General features: G+C 72.9%; 8 protein-coding genes and 14 pseudogenes. 14 read left to right on the plus strand and 8 right to left on the minus strand.

What is annotated here, in order from left to right:
* The 13 genes and pseudogenes from UK94_RS63495 to UK94_RS63555 form a co-directional block, all read left to right on the plus strand.
* Nucleotides 1-771: pseudogene (locus tag UK94_RS63495) on the plus strand (pyridoxal-dependent decarboxylase); the annotation flags it as partial.
* 290 nt (nucleotides 772-1,061) lie between these two features.
* Nucleotides 1,062-2,404 (plus strand): IucA/IucC family protein (locus UK94_RS23725; protein WP_235489521.1); only part of this gene is annotated, 1,343 nt, incomplete at its 3' end.
* A gap of 19 nt (nucleotides 2,405-2,423) precedes the next feature.
* Nucleotides 2,424-2,478, plus strand: a 55-nt coding sequence (locus UK94_RS63500) for a hypothetical protein (protein WP_235489523.1), incomplete at its 3' end; no start/stop codon positions are given.
* 1 nt (nucleotide 2,479) lies between these two features.
* Nucleotides 2,480-2,539 (plus strand): annotated as a pseudogene (locus tag UK94_RS63505) (hypothetical protein); the annotation flags it as partial.
* Nucleotides 2,540-2,548: 9 nt separating this feature from the next.
* Nucleotides 2,549-2,759 (plus strand): annotated as a pseudogene (locus UK94_RS63510) (siderophore synthetase); the annotation flags it as partial.
* Between the two features lie 50 nt (nucleotides 2,760-2,809).
* Nucleotides 2,810-3,119, plus strand: a 310-nt coding sequence (locus tag UK94_RS63515; protein ID WP_235489527.1) for a SidA/IucD/PvdA family monooxygenase, incomplete at its 3' end; no start/stop codon positions are given.
* Nucleotide 3,120: 1 nt separating this feature from the next.
* Nucleotides 3,121-3,895 (plus strand): annotated as a pseudogene (locus UK94_RS63520) (SidA/IucD/PvdA family monooxygenase); the annotation flags it as partial.
* Between the two features lies 1 nt (nucleotide 3,896).
* A pseudogene (locus tag UK94_RS63525) lies at nucleotides 3,897-4,396 on the plus strand (lysine 6-monooxygenase); the annotation flags it as partial.
* Nucleotides 4,393-4,575 (plus strand): hypothetical protein (locus UK94_RS63530; protein ID WP_235489483.1); only part of this gene is annotated, 183 nt, incomplete at its 3' end. The pseudogene UK94_RS63525 and the gene UK94_RS63530, both read left to right, overlap by 4 nt.
* 340 nt (nucleotides 4,576-4,915) lie before the next feature.
* A pseudogene (locus tag UK94_RS63540) lies at nucleotides 4,916-5,846 on the plus strand (IucA/IucC family protein); the annotation flags it as partial.
* 1 nt (nucleotide 5,847) lies between these two features.
* Nucleotides 5,848-6,498 (plus strand): annotated as a pseudogene (locus UK94_RS63545) (ferric iron reductase); the annotation flags it as partial.
* 515 nt (nucleotides 6,499-7,013) lie between these two features.
* On the plus strand, nucleotides 7,014-7,780 hold a 767-nt coding region (locus UK94_RS23740; RefSeq protein WP_313949581.1), incomplete at its 3' end, for a glutamine synthetase family protein.
* Nucleotide 7,781: 1 nt separating this feature from the next.
* Nucleotides 7,782-8,081 (plus strand): annotated as a pseudogene (locus tag UK94_RS63555) (glutamine synthetase); the annotation flags it as partial.
* A 76-nt stretch (nucleotides 8,082-8,157) separates the two neighbouring features.
* Here the strand turns inward: UK94_RS63555 and UK94_RS63560 are convergent.
* From UK94_RS63560 to UK94_RS23745, 4 genes and pseudogenes are all read right to left on the minus strand, one after another.
* Nucleotides 8,158-8,585 (minus strand): MMPL family transporter (locus UK94_RS63560; RefSeq protein ID WP_235489485.1); only part of this gene is annotated, 428 nt, incomplete at its 5' end.
* A 1-nt stretch (nucleotide 8,586) separates the two neighbouring features.
* Nucleotides 8,587-8,715, minus strand: a pseudogene (locus UK94_RS63565) (MMPL family transporter); the annotation flags it as partial.
* Nucleotide 8,716: 1 nt separating this feature from the next.
* Nucleotides 8,717-8,803, minus strand: a pseudogene (locus tag UK94_RS63570) (hypothetical protein); the annotation flags it as partial.
* Between the two features lies 1 nt (nucleotide 8,804).
* Nucleotides 8,805-10,602, minus strand: a pseudogene (locus UK94_RS23745) (MMPL family transporter); the annotation flags it as partial.
* A gap of 159 nt (nucleotides 10,603-10,761) precedes the next feature.
* Between UK94_RS23745 and UK94_RS23750 the strand changes: the two are divergent.
* Nucleotides 10,762-11,496 (plus strand): TetR-like C-terminal domain-containing protein, encoded by a 735-nt coding sequence (locus UK94_RS23750; protein ID WP_268761592.1) that lies wholly within the window; start codon nucleotides 10,762-10,764, stop codon nucleotides 11,494-11,496.
* 66 nt (nucleotides 11,497-11,562) lie between these two features.
* Here the strand turns inward: UK94_RS23750 and UK94_RS76420 are convergent.
* The 4 genes and pseudogenes from UK94_RS76420 to UK94_RS63575 all read right to left on the minus strand — a co-directional run.
* Nucleotides 11,563-11,983: pseudogene (locus UK94_RS76420) on the minus strand (hypothetical protein); the annotation flags it as partial.
* 141 nt (nucleotides 11,984-12,124) lie between these two features.
* Nucleotides 12,125-12,469: pseudogene (locus UK94_RS76425) on the minus strand (hypothetical protein); the annotation flags it as partial.
* Nucleotides 12,470-13,276: 807 nt separating this feature from the next.
* Nucleotides 13,277-15,676: diguanylate cyclase (locus tag UK94_RS23760; protein ID WP_235489487.1), on the minus strand; the 2,400-nt coding region annotated here is incomplete at its 5' end.
* Nucleotides 15,677-16,750: 1,074 nt separating this feature from the next.
* A pseudogene (locus UK94_RS63575) lies at nucleotides 16,751-17,249 on the minus strand (FkbM family methyltransferase); the annotation flags it as partial.
* Nucleotides 17,250-17,331: the final 82 nt, after the last annotated feature.

Genomic DNA, 17,331 nt, shown 5'->3' on the forward strand with positions numbered 1-17,331 from the left:
CCCCTGCGGCGGCCCCCGGCGGCACCGGCCGCAACGGGCCATCCCGCCTCGTCCGGCTGGTTACACGTGGACGCGGCGTACGGCGGCGGCGCGCTGTTCTCCGATCGGCTGGCCGCTTGCCTGGACGGGCTCGCGCTCGCCGACTCGGTGTCCCTGGACCTGCACAAGCTGGGCTGGCAACCGGCTCCGGCCGGCGTCTTCCTCACGCCACGCCCGGACGGGTGGCCCAGCGTACGCGTCGCGCATGCGGACTATCTCCGTTCCGAAGACGACGAGGCCGCCGGCTTCCCCAGCCTCCTGGACCGGTCCCTGCGGACCACCCGCCGCGCGGACTCCTTCCCGATCGCGGTGACGCTGCGCGCGCTCGGCCGCGCCGGGCTCGGCGCCCTGGTCGACGCCTGCCACGACCTCGCCCGGCACGCGGAACGGACCGTGCAGGCCGATCCCCGCCTCGAGTCCGCCTTCCCGGTCACGCTGAGCACGATCGTCTTCCGCTACCGGCCGCGAGCCGGCGCCGCCGGATCGGCGGCAGAGTGCACCACCGATCGACTGAACCGACTCAATGCCGATATTCGCCGCACGTTGCTGCTCGACGGGCGCGCGGTGGTCGGTCGGACCCGAACGGGACCCGATCGGGCTGTGCACCTGAAGCTCACCCTCCTGAACCACGACGCCACCCACGCCGACGTGGATGCGCTGCTCCGCCTGGTCGCCGAGATCGGCGACGAACTCGCCGGCGAGGACGGCGGTGGCATCGGGAGCGTCTCGTGACCGCAGACCAGCCCACGGCCGCGGCCATCGCCGACGACCTCGTCACCGAGACCCTCCTGCGCTGCTGGCTTCGGGAGACCGGCGCGCTGCCGGCTGTCGGCGTCCGTGCCATAGACGTGGCGCTGCCGGCGTCGGGCCTGTCCGTCCGGGCGACGGTGACCCACCGCTCGCCGTCCGGGTGGCACCGGTTCGCCCAGCCCGAGCTGGTCTCCCCGACGGGCGCGCCGGTGCCCGTCGACGCCGGCCTGCTCGCCGCGCTCCTCGTCCGGGAGATCACCGCGGAACAGGGGATGCCTGCGGCCCAGGGGGCCGAGGCCCTGGCCCGGATCCTCGATTCGGCCTGCCGGATCGCCGCCCATCTCGACGCCCGCCGGACGCGGGGGCACCCGAGTGCCATCCCTCCGTTCCTGGCCGCGGAGCAGGCGTCGCTCACGGGCCATCCCTTCCACCCGGCCGCGGCGAGCCGACAGGGGGCCTCCGACCGGGCGATGGCTGCCTACTCCCCCGAGCGGGCCGGCTCCTTCGCGCTGCACTGGTTCGCCGCTCATCCCTCGGTGGTGGCGACGTCGGGTGCCCCGGCGGCAGGGCGCGGACCCACGGCGACGTCGGCGGTGGGCCGCCCTCCGGTCACGCGCCTGCTGACCGAGCTGTACGGCGGCGACGGCGCCCTCGGCGCGGCTGCGGGGTACCGCCCGATCGGAGCAGGCCCGTCGGCACCTACCGGCGCCGACCTGGACGGCCAGCCGGACCGGCGCGTCCCGCCCGGCTACGTTCCGGTGCCGGCCCATCCGTGGCAGGCCCGTGAACTCACCGAGCGCGCGGACAGCCCCCTGGCCCGGCTGCTTGCCGACGGCCGCCTCGTGGACCTCGGCAGGTCGGGCCAGCCGTGGTATCCGACGTCATCCCTGCGCACCGTCTGGCGGCCGGACCGCAAGGTGATGCTCAAGCTCTCACTGGGCCTGCGGATCACCAACTCCCGCCGGGTCCTGCACCTCGGGGAGCTCCGACTGGCCGAGATGATCACCAGACTGGTCGACGCGGGCCTCGGCGCCGCTCTCACCGCCCGGCATCCGGACTTCCACCTCATCGGAGAGCCCGACTGGGTGGCGGTGACCCGTCCGGGCCGCCACCCGCCGTCCGGGGGATCCGAGCAGCCGGGCATCCCCCGGACCACCGGAACGCTCGGCGCGACGACGGACGGCAGCGACGGCACGGTGGGGCTGGAGACCGCCATCCGGACGAACCCGTTCGGCCCGACCGATCGGGCGGTGAGCCTGGCGGCGCTGATCGCGCCCCGGCCCGATCGGGCGGCGGACAGCCGCGGACGGTCCCGGGCGGCGATGCTCCCCCGGCTGCTCACCCGGCTGGCCGACCGCCGGGGAGAATCCGTCCAGGAACTCGCCGAGACCTGGTTCGGGCGCTACCTGGCCGTGCTCGCGGCGCCCGTACTCGACCTGTACCTGCGGTTCGGCGTGGGCGTCGAGGCGCACCTGCAGAACACCCTGGTCAGCCTGGACTCCGACGGCTGGCCGGTGGCCGGGTGGTACCGCGACAGCCAGGGCTACTACGTGGCCGCCTCGGCCGCGGCAGCCATGGAACGCCTGCTCCCCGGCTTCGCCACGGATCTCGACGCNATCTTCGACGACGACCTGGTGGCGGAACGCATCATCTACTACCTGTTCGTGAACAACGTCTTCGCCGTGGCCGNAGCCCTGGGCGCGGCCGACGTCGCCGACGAACACCTCCTGCTCGGGCGAGCACGCGATCTNCTGTCCCNGATGGCCTCAGACGCCCGATCGGACCACAGCCCGGTCGGGCCGCCCGCCGTCCGCCGCCGGCTGCTCGACACCCTCCTGACGGCCTCCGCTCTGCCCAGCAAGGGCAACCTGCGCACCTGCGTGGACGGCCGCGACGAGCTGATCGGACCGGTGGCCACCCAGTCGGTCTACGTACAGATTCCGAACCCGCTGTTGGAGGCCGCCCCGTGACGTCCCGCAACCCGCTCGAACCCCGCGACGAGCCGCCGCGGGCCCCGGTCATGGTCTCGGCACCGGGACTCCCCCATCCGGAGACACCGGACTACGACGTCGTCGGGGTCGGGCTGGGGCCGTTCAACCTGTCACTGGCCGCGCTGGCCGACGGCCTCCCCGGCCTGCGGGCCGCCTTCTTCGAGCAGGCGCCGGCGTTCACCTGGCATCCCGGCCTGCTGCTGGAGGGCACGACCCTGCAGGTGCCGTTCCTCGCCGATCTGGTCACCCTCATCGACCCGACCAGCCCGTGGTCGTTCCTGTCCTACCTGCGGGCGCACGACCGGCTCTTCCGCTTCTACCTCTACGAACGCTTCCACANCCCCCGCCGCGAGTACGACGCCTACTGCCGGTGGGTCGCCGACGGCCTGCACTCCACCCACTTCGGCACCCGGGTGGACGCGGTTCGCTGGCATCCCGACGCCGGACTGTTTCGCCTCGTGGTCACGCAGACGGCACCGCCGGCAGCACCGGCGCACGGCGAGCCGCCGGCCGACCACGCGGGCGCCTGGTCCACCCGGGTGGTGACGGCCCGGCATCTGGTCCTCGGTATCGGCACCGAGCCGGCCACGCCTCCCGCCTTCGCGGGAGTCGAGAGTGACCGGGTGTTCCATTCGGCGCACTACCGCCAACGGCGCGCGTCCCTGGCGGAGCTGTCCCACATCACCGTGGTCGGATCGGGCCAGTCCGGCGCCGAGGTGTTCGCCGACCTGGTGCGCAACCAGCGGACGGCGGCGCAGCACCTGACCTGGATCACCCGCACCCCCGCCTTCGCGCCGATGGAGTACTCGAAGCTGGGCCTCGAACAGTTCACCCCCGACTACGTCCGCTACTTCCACGGCCTGGCGCAGGGCCGCAAGGACGCGCTCGTCCCGGCGCAGTGGCAGCTCTACAAGGGGATCGACGCGGACACCATCGCGGAGATCTACGACCTGCTCTACGAACGGACGATCGACGGTGGCGACGAGGCGGTCACCCTGCTGCCGGGGGTGTCGGTGCAGTCCACGTCGTTGGACGGCGAGCGGGGCGAGATCGCGCTCGCGTGCCGCCACCGTGATCAGGACCGGACCTTCGCGCTGACCACCGACGCGGTGGTGNTGGCCACGGGATATGCCGCCCGGCGCCCAGCCCTGCTCGATCCGGTGGCCGGATTGCTGAGGCTCGACGACGGAGGTCGGTTCCAGATCGACGCCCGGTACCGGATCGCCACCGACCCGAGCGTGACCGGGCACCTCTACGTCCAGAACGCCGAGCTGCACACCCATGGGATCGGCGCCCCCGATCTGGGCCTGGGTGCCTGGCGGGCCGCGGTCATCCTCGATGACCTGACCGGGGGGCACGCGTACCGACTGCCGCCGCCGTCGGCGTTCACAACCTTCGGCGCCCCTCCGCAGGCGGGTGGGTACCACCATGCCCCGAGGACCGCGGCGACGGCGGCGACGGCGACGGCGACGGGCCATGGCGGGCCTGGCGGCGCCGCCGCCCGACCGGCGGCGGAGGGTGGAGGACGTCGGGAACCCGACGGCGCGGTGGAAGGGGCCTCCGATCGGGGGGTACGGCGACGGCAACCCGTGATGCTCGGGGAGGCCGAACGGTGACCCTCCCCCCGCCCACCGCAGGATTCCCGCCGCCGCCGGTCAGGCCGGGTGGGTCTGCCTACCTCTGGCGGCAGGCCGGTCGCGCGCTGCTGACCAAGCTCATCGCGGAACTCGCCTACGAGGATCTGCTCAGGCCGCAGATCGAGGACGACGCCGGTGGCCCGGACCTCGCGGAGCATNCCCCGATCGGTCGGGGGCCCCTGCTGGCCCACCAACTGGTGACGGCCGGCGCCGTCTACCGATTCCGCGCCCGGCGGGGCACGTTCGGGTCATGGTGGATCGATCCCGCGAGCCTCACCCGCACCGCCCCACCGGTCGGCGGGCAAGGGCCCCTCCTGTCTCCCCCGAGCGGACCGGAGGACCACCGGCCAGTCGACCCGCACGGTCAGGCGCGGTCCGGCGCGGCTGCCGCCGATGACCCGGTGCGGTTCCTACGGGATGCGCAGCCCCTGCTCGGGTGGCCCGATCCGGTCGTCGCCGACGTGGTGCGCGATCTGCTCGCCACCCAGTCGGCCGATNAGCGCCTCCTGGCCACGGCCTCGCCCGCGGCGTCCCTCGCCGGCCTGTCCTTCGTCGCGCTGGAAGGCCACCAGTCAGGCCACCCCTGCCTCGTCGCCAACAAGGGGCGCCTCGGCTTCGGCGCGGCCGCCAGCCGGTTCACCCCGGAGGCCAGGTCGCCCTTTCGCCTGCGCTGGGTGGCGGCGCATCCCACCATCGGGCGGTGCTGGGACATCGCGTCGACCGGACCCGACCATCCGGACGAGTCCACCATGGACCGGTCGGGCAATGCCGCCCTGGTCCGCGCGGAGCTGGACAGCGCAACCCGCGCCCAGTTCGCCGACGTCCTCGGCCGCGCGCTGGTGGCCGCCGCACCACCGGGGGACGCCCCCGCCCGCGCCAGCCAGCCCCCCTCGCCCACGGCACCCCCCACGGCGGCCGAGGACTACGTCTGGCTGCCGGTACACCCCTGGCAGTGGGAGAACGTGATCGTCCCGCTGTTCGCCGCCGAGCTCGCCACGGGTCTGCTGGTCCCGTTGGGGGAGGGACCGGACCGGTACCTCCCGCTGCAGGCCGTCCGCACGCTGGCCAACATCGACCGACCCGAGCGACGCAACGTCAAGCTCGCGCTGATGATCCGCAACACCCTGGTCTGGCGCGGCATGTCCGCGGCGGACGCCGCCGCCGGGCCGGCGGTGTCGCGCTGGCTGCTCGACCTGCGCGACGCCGATCCGTTCCTGCGGGAGGTGACGGGAGTGCTGCCCCTGCCCGAGGTGGCCGGCGCCGCCGTCGGACATGGGGTCTACGACGCCATCCCCGGCGCGCCCTACCGGCTGCACGAGTTGCTCGGCGTGATCTGGCGCGATCCGGTGGAGCGGCATCTCGTCGACGGGGAGCAGGCCCGCAGCCTCGCGTCGCTGCTCACGATCGGGTCGGACGGACGGTCCCTGACNGCGGAGCTGGTGGCCCGGTCGGGCCAGTCGGCCCACGACTGGCTCGCCGCGCTCTTCGCCGCGTTGCTACCCCCGCTGCTGCACTACCTGTACCGGTACGGCGTCGCCTTCACCCCGCATGGCGAGAACATCATCTGCATCTTCGACGCCGAGCAGCGACCCCGGCGGATCGCGGTGAAGGACTTCGGCGCCGACATCGAGCTGGTGGACGGCGACTTCCCCGAACGCGCGGGCATGCCCGCGCAGGCGGCCGCGTACTGCCGCCGCTGGCCCGGGCCGTTGCTGGCCCACTCGGTGCTCTCCGCCGTGTTCGCCGGCCACTTCCGCTACTTCTCCGTGCTGGCGGCGGATCATCTGCAGGTCGAGGAGGGCGAGTTCTGGCGGCTGGTCCGGGCGGCGGTCGACGGCTATCACGCGCGGTTCCCCCAGCTACGGGATCGTTTCCGCGAGATAGATCTGCTCACGCCCCGCTTCGACCGGGTCTGCCTGAACCGCGAGCAGCTCGCCGGCGCCGGGTTCCACGACCGGGCGGACCGGGACGGCGGGTTCGACCTGATGCACGGGGAGGTGGCCAACCCGGTGGCGACGATCACCGCCCGCGGGCCCGCGTCCCCGGCCGAGGCTTCGATGGCACAAACGGAGGGTGGATGACGTCACTGCCAGCGCCGATACCACCGGCCCGCTCCGCGGGACCCGCCGAGCGGCAGGATCCGGCCGAAGCGGCTGCTCACCTGCCCACACCTGCACCGCCTCAGCCCCCCGACCCGGCCTCGTCGCCCGATCGGGCCAGTGTCGGCCACGGCGCCGGCGCCGGCCCACGATCGGTGGACGTCGACCCCCAGGCCCTGGCAGATCCGCAGGCGGCGGCCATCGAGGCCCTGCACCCGCTGCTGACCGGCGACCACGCCGTCGAGGAGGTGATCGTCGCCACCGTCGACCTGCAGGGCCGGCTGGTCGGNAGCGCCGTGTCCCCCGACCACTTCACCGGCGAGGTGCTCGCCGACGGGATGGGCGCGTGCACCTACCTGCACGCGGTCGACGTGGACATGCAGACCGACGGCGGGTATCCGCGCACCCCCTGGTACGACGGCTTTGGCGATCTTCGACTCCGCCCCGATCTGACCAGCCTGCGCCGGGCACCGTGGCGCCCGTCCAGCGCGGTCGTCATGGCCGACGCGACCTGGCCCGACGGGGCCCCCGTGGACGTCGCCCCTCGAACGGTGCTACGCCGCCAGCTCGACGGGCTCGCCGCCGTCGGGCTCACCGCCCTCGCCGGGACGGAGTTGGAGTTCCTGGTCTTCCGTGAGTCCTACCGACGGGCGGCGCGGCGTTCCTGGTCGAGGCTCACCCCGGCCAGCCGCTACAACATCGACTACGCGCTGTTCGGCACCGAGGACCTCGACGACCTGACCCGGCGCATCCGGCGGGCCATGGCCGACGCCGGGATCGCGGTCGAGTCGGCTCGGGGTGAGGTCCATCCGGGCCAGTACGAGATCGTGTTCCGCTACGCCGAGGCACTCCAGGCGTGCGACAACCACGCCCTCTACAAGACGACAGCCAAGAAGATCGCCGCCGCGTCGGCGCAGGCGTTGACCTTCATGGCGAAGTACGACCAGGGCGAGGGGAACTCCTGCCACGTTCACCTCTCCCTGCGGGGAGTGGACGGGGACGAGCCGGTGTTCGCCGCCGCGCCCGGCCCCGGCCGATCCGACACCGCGGGGATGTCGCCGCTGATGTGCTCGTTCGTCGCCGGGCAGCTGGCCTGCATGGCCGACTTCACGCTGCTCTTCGCACCCAACGTCAACTCCTACAAGCGGCTCGCCCCCGGTGCGTTCGCGCCCACCGGGGTGAGCTGGGGACGCGACAACCGGACCTGCGCGGTGCGGGTCGTCGGCAGCGGGGCGGGGCTGCGCATCGAGCACCGCGTGCCCGGNGGGGATGCCAACCCCTACCTCGCGGTGGCCGGCATGATCGCCGCCGGCCGGTTCGGGATGGAGCACGGGCTGGCGCTCGAACCCGGCCGGATCGGCAACGCGTTCACCATGCCGGGGCTCCCGCCCCTGCCCGCGACGCTGCGCGACGCCGTCGAGCGGTGGCGGTCGAGCGCGGTGGCCCGCGCCGCCTTCGGCGACCGGGTGGTCGCCCATCTGGCTCATGCGGCCGAGGTCGAGCTGGCCGCGTACGAGGGCACGGTCACCGACTGGGAACGCCGACGCGGCTTCGAGCGCTTCTGACGCCGGCGGGCGGCCCGCCGTCGCCTTTCGCGCAGGACCGCGCTGCCCCTTTCTCCCGGCGACGGGCCCGATCCGGTCAGCCCGCCGACGGCCCCGGCCGCCCGGCCGGGCCCTGTCCGGCGTCGCCGCGCGGTGCCGCCCCGCCCTGGGCCGCGGACCGCTGCGCCGGTGCCAGGCCCGCGGCGGCCGATCCGAGCTCCGCGCGCGGGACAGACGAGGATTCCGGCCGGACCGGGGGGGCCGGCGCGCGGTACTCGTGGAGTCCGAACCGGTCATGCAGGATCCGCAGGGGGCGTGGCGCCCACCAGTTCGCGCTGCCCGCGACCCGCATGAACGCCGGGACCAGCACCCCCCGGATGAGCGTCGCGTCCAGCACGATGGCCAACGCCGTGCCGACCCCGAACATCTGCATGAAGCGGACCGACGAGGTCGCGAAGGCGACGAAGGTGACGGCGAGCAGCGCCGCCGCGGTGGTCACGATGCGGCCCACCCGGGCGAGCCCGGNGGCGACGGCCTCGCCGTTGGAGGCACCGGCATCGTGCGCCTCCTTGATCCGCGACAGCAGGAAGACCTCGTAGTCCATCGACAGCCCGAAGGCGATGCAGAACAGCAGCACCGGCATGGACGTGTCCAGNGGACCGGGGGTGAAGTCGAGCAGTCCCTCGAGGTGCCCGTCACTGAAGATCCAGACGGATGCGCCGAACACCGCGCACATGGCGAGGNCGTTGAGCACGATCGCCTTCACCGGTAGCAGCACGCTGCCGGTGAACAGGAACATCAGGACGAAGGTGGCCAGCGCGATCAGGCCGAGCGCGAGGGGAAGCCGGTGGGCGACCGTGTTCTTGCCGTCGACCAGGACGGCGGGCGCCCCGCCGATCAGGGCACTGGTCCCGGCGGGTGCCGGCACGGCCCGGGCGGCCCGGACGAGATCCTGCGCGCGGCCCGACGCGTAGTCGACCGAGGTCACCACCTGCAACGAGTCCGCGCCGGCGACCGCGAAGCGGCCGCTGGTCGGATCGGGGGGTAGGACACGGCGGCCCTGCACGTACGTTCCCAGCGCACCGTCCACGCGGGCCACGTCGGGCAGCCGCGACAGCGTCGCCGTGTAGGCGGCCAGCGCCGACCGGTCGACCGACCGCGTCCCCTCGGCCCGCACGACGACCTCCATGGCACCGCCGAGGTCGGCCGCGAAGTCCTCACGCAGCGCGTCCCCGACCACCCGGCTGGGCGCGGAGCCGGGCTGGAGCACCCGGTCGTCCGGCGTCCCGAAGTTGACGTGCAGGAACGGCGCCCCGAGCACGAGCAGCACCGCGACCACCGGCAGCCCGGTGAGCACCGGCCGGCGCATCACCGTCGCCGCCACCCGCCGCCAGAACGGGGATTCGCCCGCCTGGCGCACCGCGACCGCGTCCCCGCCGTCCCCGCCGTCCGCGCCGGAGATGCCCGCCGGCCGGGACCGACCCGTCCGGCGTCGGCGGGCCAGTCCGATCAGGCCACCCACCCGCCAGGCGTTCACCCGCTCGCCGAGCACCATCAGCAGGGCCGGCAGCGACACGATCGCCGCGACCACCGCCACCAGCGTCACCGCGATCCCCGCGTAGGCCATGGACTTCAGGAAGAACGGCGGGAACAGCAGCATCACGGCCAACGCAACGATCACCGTGGCACCGCTGAACAGGATGGTCCGACCGGCGGAGTGCACGGTCACCGCCACGGCGTCCGCGCGGTCGCGCCCAGCCGCCAGTTCCTCACGGAACCGGCTGACCATCAGCAGCGAGTAGTCGATACCGAGGCCGAGGCCCATCGCCGTCGCGAGGTTCACGGCGAAGATCGACACATCGGTGAGCCCGCCGATCACGGACAGCGCCGCGAAACCGCCGACGATGCCGAGCAGGCCGATGCCCAGCGGCAGCAACGCGGCGACGACGCCGGCGAACGCCAGCACCAGGAGCACCAGGGTGACGGGAATGGCGATCGACTCGGCCACGGCGAGGTCGCTGGAGACCTGGCTGCCGATGTCCTCGCCCACCGTCGCCGCACCACCCGGCAGCACGGTCACCGTGTCCGACCATTCTCGACGCGACTCGTAGCGATCGACGATGTCCGAGGCCTCGTCATCGTCCCGCACGCTGGCCACGACCAGAGCCGACCGGCCGTCCCGGGAGCGCAGTGCCGACCCCCCGCCGGTCCAGTAGGACACGACGTCGCGGGCGCCCGGCTGGGCGGCGAGATCGGCCGCCACGGACCGGCCGGCGGCGGCGACCGTCGGGTCGTCGACATCCCCTTGCCGGGCGGTGACGAGAAGGAGCACGTTCGGACGGCCGTGGAAGCGGGCGTCCATCACATCGGCTGCCCGGGTGGACTCGGAAGCCGGGTCGTCGAAGCCCCCGGTCTGCAGCTTGCCGAAGGCGGTGCTTGCGAGGACGCCGCCGCCGAGCAGGGCGACGACCGTGAGGACCAGCACCAGGCGTGGGCGGCGCGTCACCAGCGCCACAAGGGACGAGAACACGGCTTCCTCCACAGATGGGGCAACCCTGTAGAGAACAGTGTTCGCGCCGGGTGTTCTCGTCAAGGTCAGAAGGGCGAAAAGTTGACAGCGTTCACCCGGAGATCGACCATGGCCGCTGTGAGTAGTCCAGTCCCCCGCCNGGAACGGCTACGGCGGGCCACCCTCGACGAGATCAAGCAGACGGCGCATGCCCAGTTGGCGGAGCTCGGTCCTGCCGCCCTGTCCCTTCGGGGGGTGGCGCGGGCGATGGGCATGGCCCCCTCGGCCCTGTACCGCTACGTGGACAGCCGTGAGGTGCTGCTGGCCGAGCTGACGGCCGACGGCTTCGCCTCGCTGGCCGACGCCCTCGAGGCGGCGTTCACCGCGGGCGATCCGCACGATCATCTCGGTCGGTGGCTCGATGTCGCCCGGGCCCACCGCCGCTGGGCGCTGGACCACACCGTCGAGTACACGCTGCTCTTCGGTACGCGGGTACCCGAAGGCGGGTTCGTCAGCGTCCGGGTGGCCGCCGAGCTGCAGCGGTCGGTGGCCGTGCTGTTCCGCTGCATGACGGAGGCGATCGAGGCGGGGCTGGTCGACACCGGCCACCTCGACGCCGAGCTCACCCCGACGATGCAGGCCAGGCTGCGCGCCTGGGCCGGCGACCACGAGGTGGCGATCGACCCCGGTGGCATGGCGGTCTGCCTGGCGGCCTGGACCCAGCTGCACGGCTTCCTGTCACTGGAGTCCTTCGGCCATCTCCCCCCGGCCCTCGGAGATCCCGCCGATCTGTTCGACCGCCAGATGGTCGACGTGTTCGCTCAGGCCTGCCGCGCGATCGTTCCGGCGGCCCCGCCGGGCGCGCAGGACCCGACCCGACCGGACCGGACGGTCGGATCTGGACCAGCCCGCAGGGGCGGCCGTTAGAGCACCCGACCGGGCCACCCCCGCCCGGTCGGGGCGGATCGGCGCCCGGTCGGGGGCTGGGAATGGTCAGGCCGAGGTACGCATCCGGCGTTCCAGCGCGTCCAGGGCGACCCGGCGGGCACTCTTGATCTCCGGGAGCCGGGCCTGATAGGCCGGCGCCGTGGCCAGCGGCTGGTAGAAGCCCATACGCGGGACGAAATCCGTCTCGTCGTAGCCCGGGGGCCGATGCAGGGCGTAGGTGCGCCCCGGAAATAGCAGGTCGTAGTTGTCGGCGATCTGCCAGATGGCGACGTGCGGATCGACCCGGCGCCGTTGAAAGTATGCTTCCAGGACGTCGATTGTGAAACTAATCTCATGGAACTGTTTCACGAGACTGTGGTAATGCTGGCCGACCTGATACTTGATCGGCAGCTCGACCTGCAGGCTGTCCGAGTAGTCGAGCAGGTCGAGCGCCAGAACCTTCAGCGAGGTCTCCACGCCATAGCCGNGCGAGAAGGCCAGCGCCGCGAAGACATCCGCGTCGATGACGAACTCCCCGATCAGGGGCTGGATAGTGCGCGTGATGGACGGCACATACCGGGCGAGCTGTTTCGACAACAACGATCGCAGCATCTCCGTGGTGCGCCCNCCGGGCTGACCGTCACCCGTCACCCTCCGCGAACTTCCGTTCACGAAAAGTGGAGCGTTGCCGGCGGTCGTCGCGGCGGCCAGCACCCCGACCGTGTACGGATCGTAGCTTTCCAGATCGGCATCGTGGAAGATCAGCCGATTGCCGAACGCAAGGTAGGCGAGGCTGCGCATGGCGCCGGCCTTCCCGCCGGTGATCGTGGCCTCCCGGCCGGCATGGCGCTGCAGGACGGACTGCCCGCGGACGACCCAGCTCGCGCCCGCGTCCGTCGCGATGCGCACGAGGTCGTGCTCGTCGCCGTCCGAGGACGGATCGACGACGACGCCGATCTCGTCCAACACACTGNGTTCCTGCATCCACCGCTGCCGGTTCTGCGCGATGNTCTCGCCGAGAGTCCGGGCCGCCTCCGGGCCGCGGGCCGGGATCAACAGGCTCAGGGTGATGCCCTTGGCAAGCTTGTCCACCTCGATCGTGTCGAGGTCGAGGCTGGTGGGTTCGAGCGTTCGCACGGACGCCCCTCTCTCGTGACCTTTCTTGGGTACGGACAACCCCCGTACCGGTGACGACGTCCTGTGGGGATCTGCTACAGNCGTTGCGAGGTGGGTATCAGGCGGTCCGGGCGGTGATTCCCCCTCGTGCCACTGACCGCATGATTGCCTACCTCCGTTCACAACGCCTCGACCGCCCGGGTCGTTTCCGGTACCTCCACGCGCTCAGGTTCGCCGCGTCCTCTTCGCGGTCTGGCGGAGCATGACCGATCCGACACATGTCAGATGCTGGAGCGTCAAAGTATCGGTGTTGCGGCCCGGTCCGTCACTCCCCCTCTTTCCCCGCGGGTATCAACCACCACTTTCGGGACGGGCCGCGAACACACCGCGCCGCACCGGNACCGCACTACCGCCCCACGAGGCTACGGTGGGTATCCGACCAAGCGCCCGGAGCGGTTACTCCGGGAGCGATCGGGAGAGAACTACCCGCTGCCGGGCCAGCCGATGCCAGGCCGGCATCGGCTGACCGGATGCGCCGACTCGCCGACCCACCGACTCGGCCGAACGGGCCATGCCCAAGGGGCGCGCTCTCTCCTACCTCGTCAGTGGCACTCGGGCACCATCGCGGCCGGGGCGCCGGCGCGGCCGGAACGGCGGCGCGCGGTCAGGCGAACCCCAGCACCGGCAGCGTGGACGCCCACGCGGCCGGGGTGGTCGTAAGCCGGTCGTCCGGATGGGGTAACCCGACCCGTCCGTCGGCCTCCAGGGCCAGAAAGACGTCGACGACCGTTGGGTCGAACTGGGTGGCGCGCCCGGCCCGAAGCTGCTCCCGAGCGGCGGGTCCGCTCAGGGGATCCCGCCCACCGCGCCCGCCGCGCATCGCCGCCCAGGCGGTGCAGACCGCGAGGGCCCGTGACTCCATCCGGATCCGGGACCCGGCGATCCCGCTGGGGTAGCCGCCCCCACCGAACCACTCCCGCTGCTGAGCGATGATCTCTGCCTCCACCCGCAGGTCCGGTACCTGGGCGAGCAGAGTCGCGCCCATCACCGGGTGCAGGCGAATCAGGCGCCACTCCTCGGCGTCGAGGGGGCCCGGACGGGCGAGGACGTGCGGCGGCAGGAGGATCTTTCCGACGTTGTGCAGCCGCCCGGCCAGCCGAGCCCGGTGGCGTGCCACGGCGCCATAGCCGAGCACGGTGAGCACCTCCCCAAGCCAGTGGCCCACCGCCCGGCCATCCGCGCGCGGCGCATGCCAGGCGTCGACCTGTTCGGCGATCCGGCGCAGGCACTCGACGCCGTCGGGCAGACGTCTGGGCACCTCGCGCGGCTCCGCGACCAGCACCGCGGCCACCGCGGTGGCCACCGCGGAGGCGGCCGCGGCCACCGCCGCGGGCTCGGCAAGCACGGTCGGCGTGCCGTCCGGGTTGGCGGCGGTCGCCAAGACCGGTGCTGGGGCGAGCGGTGCGGGCGCAGGCGGGGAGGGCACGAGCGGGGAAGGCACGGACCCGAACGGGTCGACGGCAGGCTGCGGGAACGCGGGCGGGTGGATGCCGAGTGGATCAGCCGCACAGCCGTCGGCCACGGGATGGTCGCCGGCCGGCCAGTCCAGCGGCGAGTGTCGGGATGGCGGGGAGTCGAGCACCGGTCGACCGGCCGTCGGCAGTCGAGGCGGCCGCGTGTGGGACGAGGCCCGCGCGGAGGGTGTCGGCGCCGCTGCCGGCACCCGCCCCGGACCCGGCGCCCCCTCCGGACCGATCGCGACCCGGTCCCGGCCCGCTTCCTTCGCGGCGTACAGGGCCTGGTCCGCGACCGCGACCAGCGCGTAGACGTCGCCCGCGTGGTCGGGTAGGACGGCGCCCCCGACGGAGACCGTCACCGGCACGGACAGCGACGACGGGCCGGGGCCCGGGGCGGGACCCGGGGCGGCTCTGGCCGGGCCCGCCGTGTCCCGGCCGTCCCTGCGCGTCGTCGTCGCGACGCTTCCCACGGTCCGGATGGTGTCGGCCGCCCGGACCGTCGCAGCCTCCGCGCCGACGGGGAGGGGTGACCAGTCGGCGGAGGCGGGCGACCAGTCGGCGGCGGCGGCCGGCGCGGGCAGCGCCACCCGCACCGGCTCCCGCCCCACCCCGAGCCGCAGCCGTTCGGCGATGTCCGCCAGCGCGTCGCCCCGGACGTCCAGCGCAAGCAGCGCGAACTCCTCCCCCCCGTAACGGGCCACGACGTCCCCCGGACGGGTCACGTCGAGCAGCCGCCTGGCCACCTCGGCGAGCACCTGGTCGCCGGTCGGATGGCCGAACCGGTCGTTCACGGACTTGAAATGGTCGACGTCGACGAGGAGCAGGCCCATCCCCGACCCGATCTGACGAGCCCGCCGAGCGGCGACCCGCATCTCGGCCTCCAGATACCGACGGGTCCGTAGCCCGGTCAGGCCATCCGTGATCGCGACTCGTCGTTGATCGGCCTCCAGCCGGGCCATCCGGGCGATGATCAGAAGCACGATGCCGGCGCTCACCACCGCGATCACGCCGACATCCCGGACATCGCCGCGACCAGCCTGCACGCCGAGCACTACCGGCCCGACCAGCCCGAGCCCGCACAACCCGGCCACCCTCCACCCGTCGCGGATCGGCACCGTCGGCGGCGACACCGACTGGCCCGATCGGGCCAGCGAGGGATGGCACGCGGCGGCGGTGAGCAGCAGGGCGCTCACCATCCGGGCGGCGTTCGGGCCATCCACCCCCGCACCGCCCGAACCCGTCATGCCCATGCCACCCGCCATGCCCACGACACCCGTCAACCCCATGCCCCCCGCGGTGGCGTCACCGATCCGGGTGAACACGTCGGCGGCGTCCGCGGCCACGCTCACGAGCACCCCACCCGCCAGCAGCAGCAGTGTGGCCGGGCGCTCGCCGTCCCCCGCCGTGAGCAGGACGGTCACACCAACCACCACCAGACTCGCCGCCGTACACGCCACCGGGATGATCCCGGCCGCCGAGGCACCCCCGGCTCGCACCGCCGGTGCCGCCAGATACACCCAGGACAGCAGGCAGGCCGCGGCGAGGACNATCGCGGTGTCCAGCAGGCCGGCCGCGCTTCGCCCGGGACGACGCGCCCGCAGCAGTGTCAGCAGGCCGGCGACCAGCAGCGGATAACGGAGGAACAGAACGACGTCCGCCGCCGCACCGGGTGTGACCGAGGACACGTGCGGGCAGATGAAGAGGACCGCACCGGTGGCCGCGTAGAGAACCTGACCGCCCGCCAGGAGCATCCAGCCACGGCGCGGTTCGGCGGCGAGGCGATGCGGTCCGGCAAGCAGGGCACCGGCGGCAGACAGGCTTACCAGCAGGTACAACGCCATCCGGCAGCCGAGCCCGACACCCACCGCGGGCGGCAGGACGGAGGCGACGACCGCGGCCAGGCCGGCCCCCGGACAGGCGAGCCAGCCACGGCCCGGCCCGGCGCGCCACGGCGGGGCCGGCATCACCCCTCGGTTCGGGACGCGGGATCCGTTCGGGGGGGTGCCGGCGAAGGCGGCGACGCCGACGCGACCCCAGGCCCGGACCTGGGCCGCCCGGCGGGCGCGGGGACGCGGTGACGCCAGGGGACGGCCCGCGGCAGACCCGTCGTCGGTTGGTCCACCGACGAGCTTGGGCTCGTGGACGATGCGGGACCGGGTGGCGGCGAACAGCCACCCCGGGGGGAGCGGGCCATGAGCAGCCTCTCAGTTGACCGGACGGGTGGTGCGCATACCGGCCGCGTACGCCCGATGCCTCCCGGCGATCCATGACCGGATCCGGCAGCAGCGGCAGCACCAGTCCCGCCCAGACGGTTTCGGTGGGTCGATCGCCGCGACCTTCCGAAACCGTACCGAACCGTCGCTCTTCGTACACACTCGTTTGAGTCCTCGTATGGACTCTTGTCCGATTCTTGTTCTCGGCTCCCACTCACCGGGTGCGGAAGCACGTATGCGGACCGCCCGAGCGGCCCGTCCTCGCCGGCCGGCCGGGCATCGGTGCTGNGCGGTGATCCGTGGACGATCGTCAGGGATGCGCGACGAAGTTGAAGTGGCGACCGGTCTCGAAGGTGTCCCGGAACTTGGGCAGGGTGTACGGACCATCGCCGTCGAGATCGAAGATCNGCAGACCCAGATCGCCGTCGACGAGCTCGTACATCTCATCCGCCGTCGTGCCGTAGTCACGCGCACCGGCGCCGAACTCGAAGACCAGATGCGGCCGGCTGGCGGCGATCAGTTTCCGGGCGCCGCGGAACACTCCGTACTCGGCGCCCTCGACGTCGACCTTGATGAGGGTCGGCTGGTAGTCCGCGGGCAGCGCCTCGTCGAGAACCTCGACCGCCACCTGGATCTGTTCGACGTCCTCGGTGTCCGGCACCCGGTCGCGCAACCCGCTGTAGGCGGGCCGGCTGCGGACGTAGCTGAACGGCAGTACGCCGGGCTTGTCCGACAGCGCCGCCTGGCGCACCTGGACCCCCGGGAAGTCGGTCGTCAGGGCGGCCGCCATGTGCGGCAGGGGCTCGTAGGCGATGTGCTGTCCCCGCGGGGCGTGCTGCAGAATCGTTCGGAGCACGTCTCCGCGGTGCGCGCCCACGTCGATGCAGTTGGAGTTCTCCCGCAACACGAACGACAGCAGGAGAGCCAGGTGACGGTCGTCATTGCGATTNCGCCGGGCCGTNGGCACGACGGTGTCACGCACCAGCTTC

It is taken from the genome of Frankia sp. AvcI1, from assembly GCF_001420875.1.
GTDB classification, from domain to species: Bacteria; Actinomycetota; Actinomycetes; order Frankiales; family Frankiaceae; genus Frankia; species Frankia alni.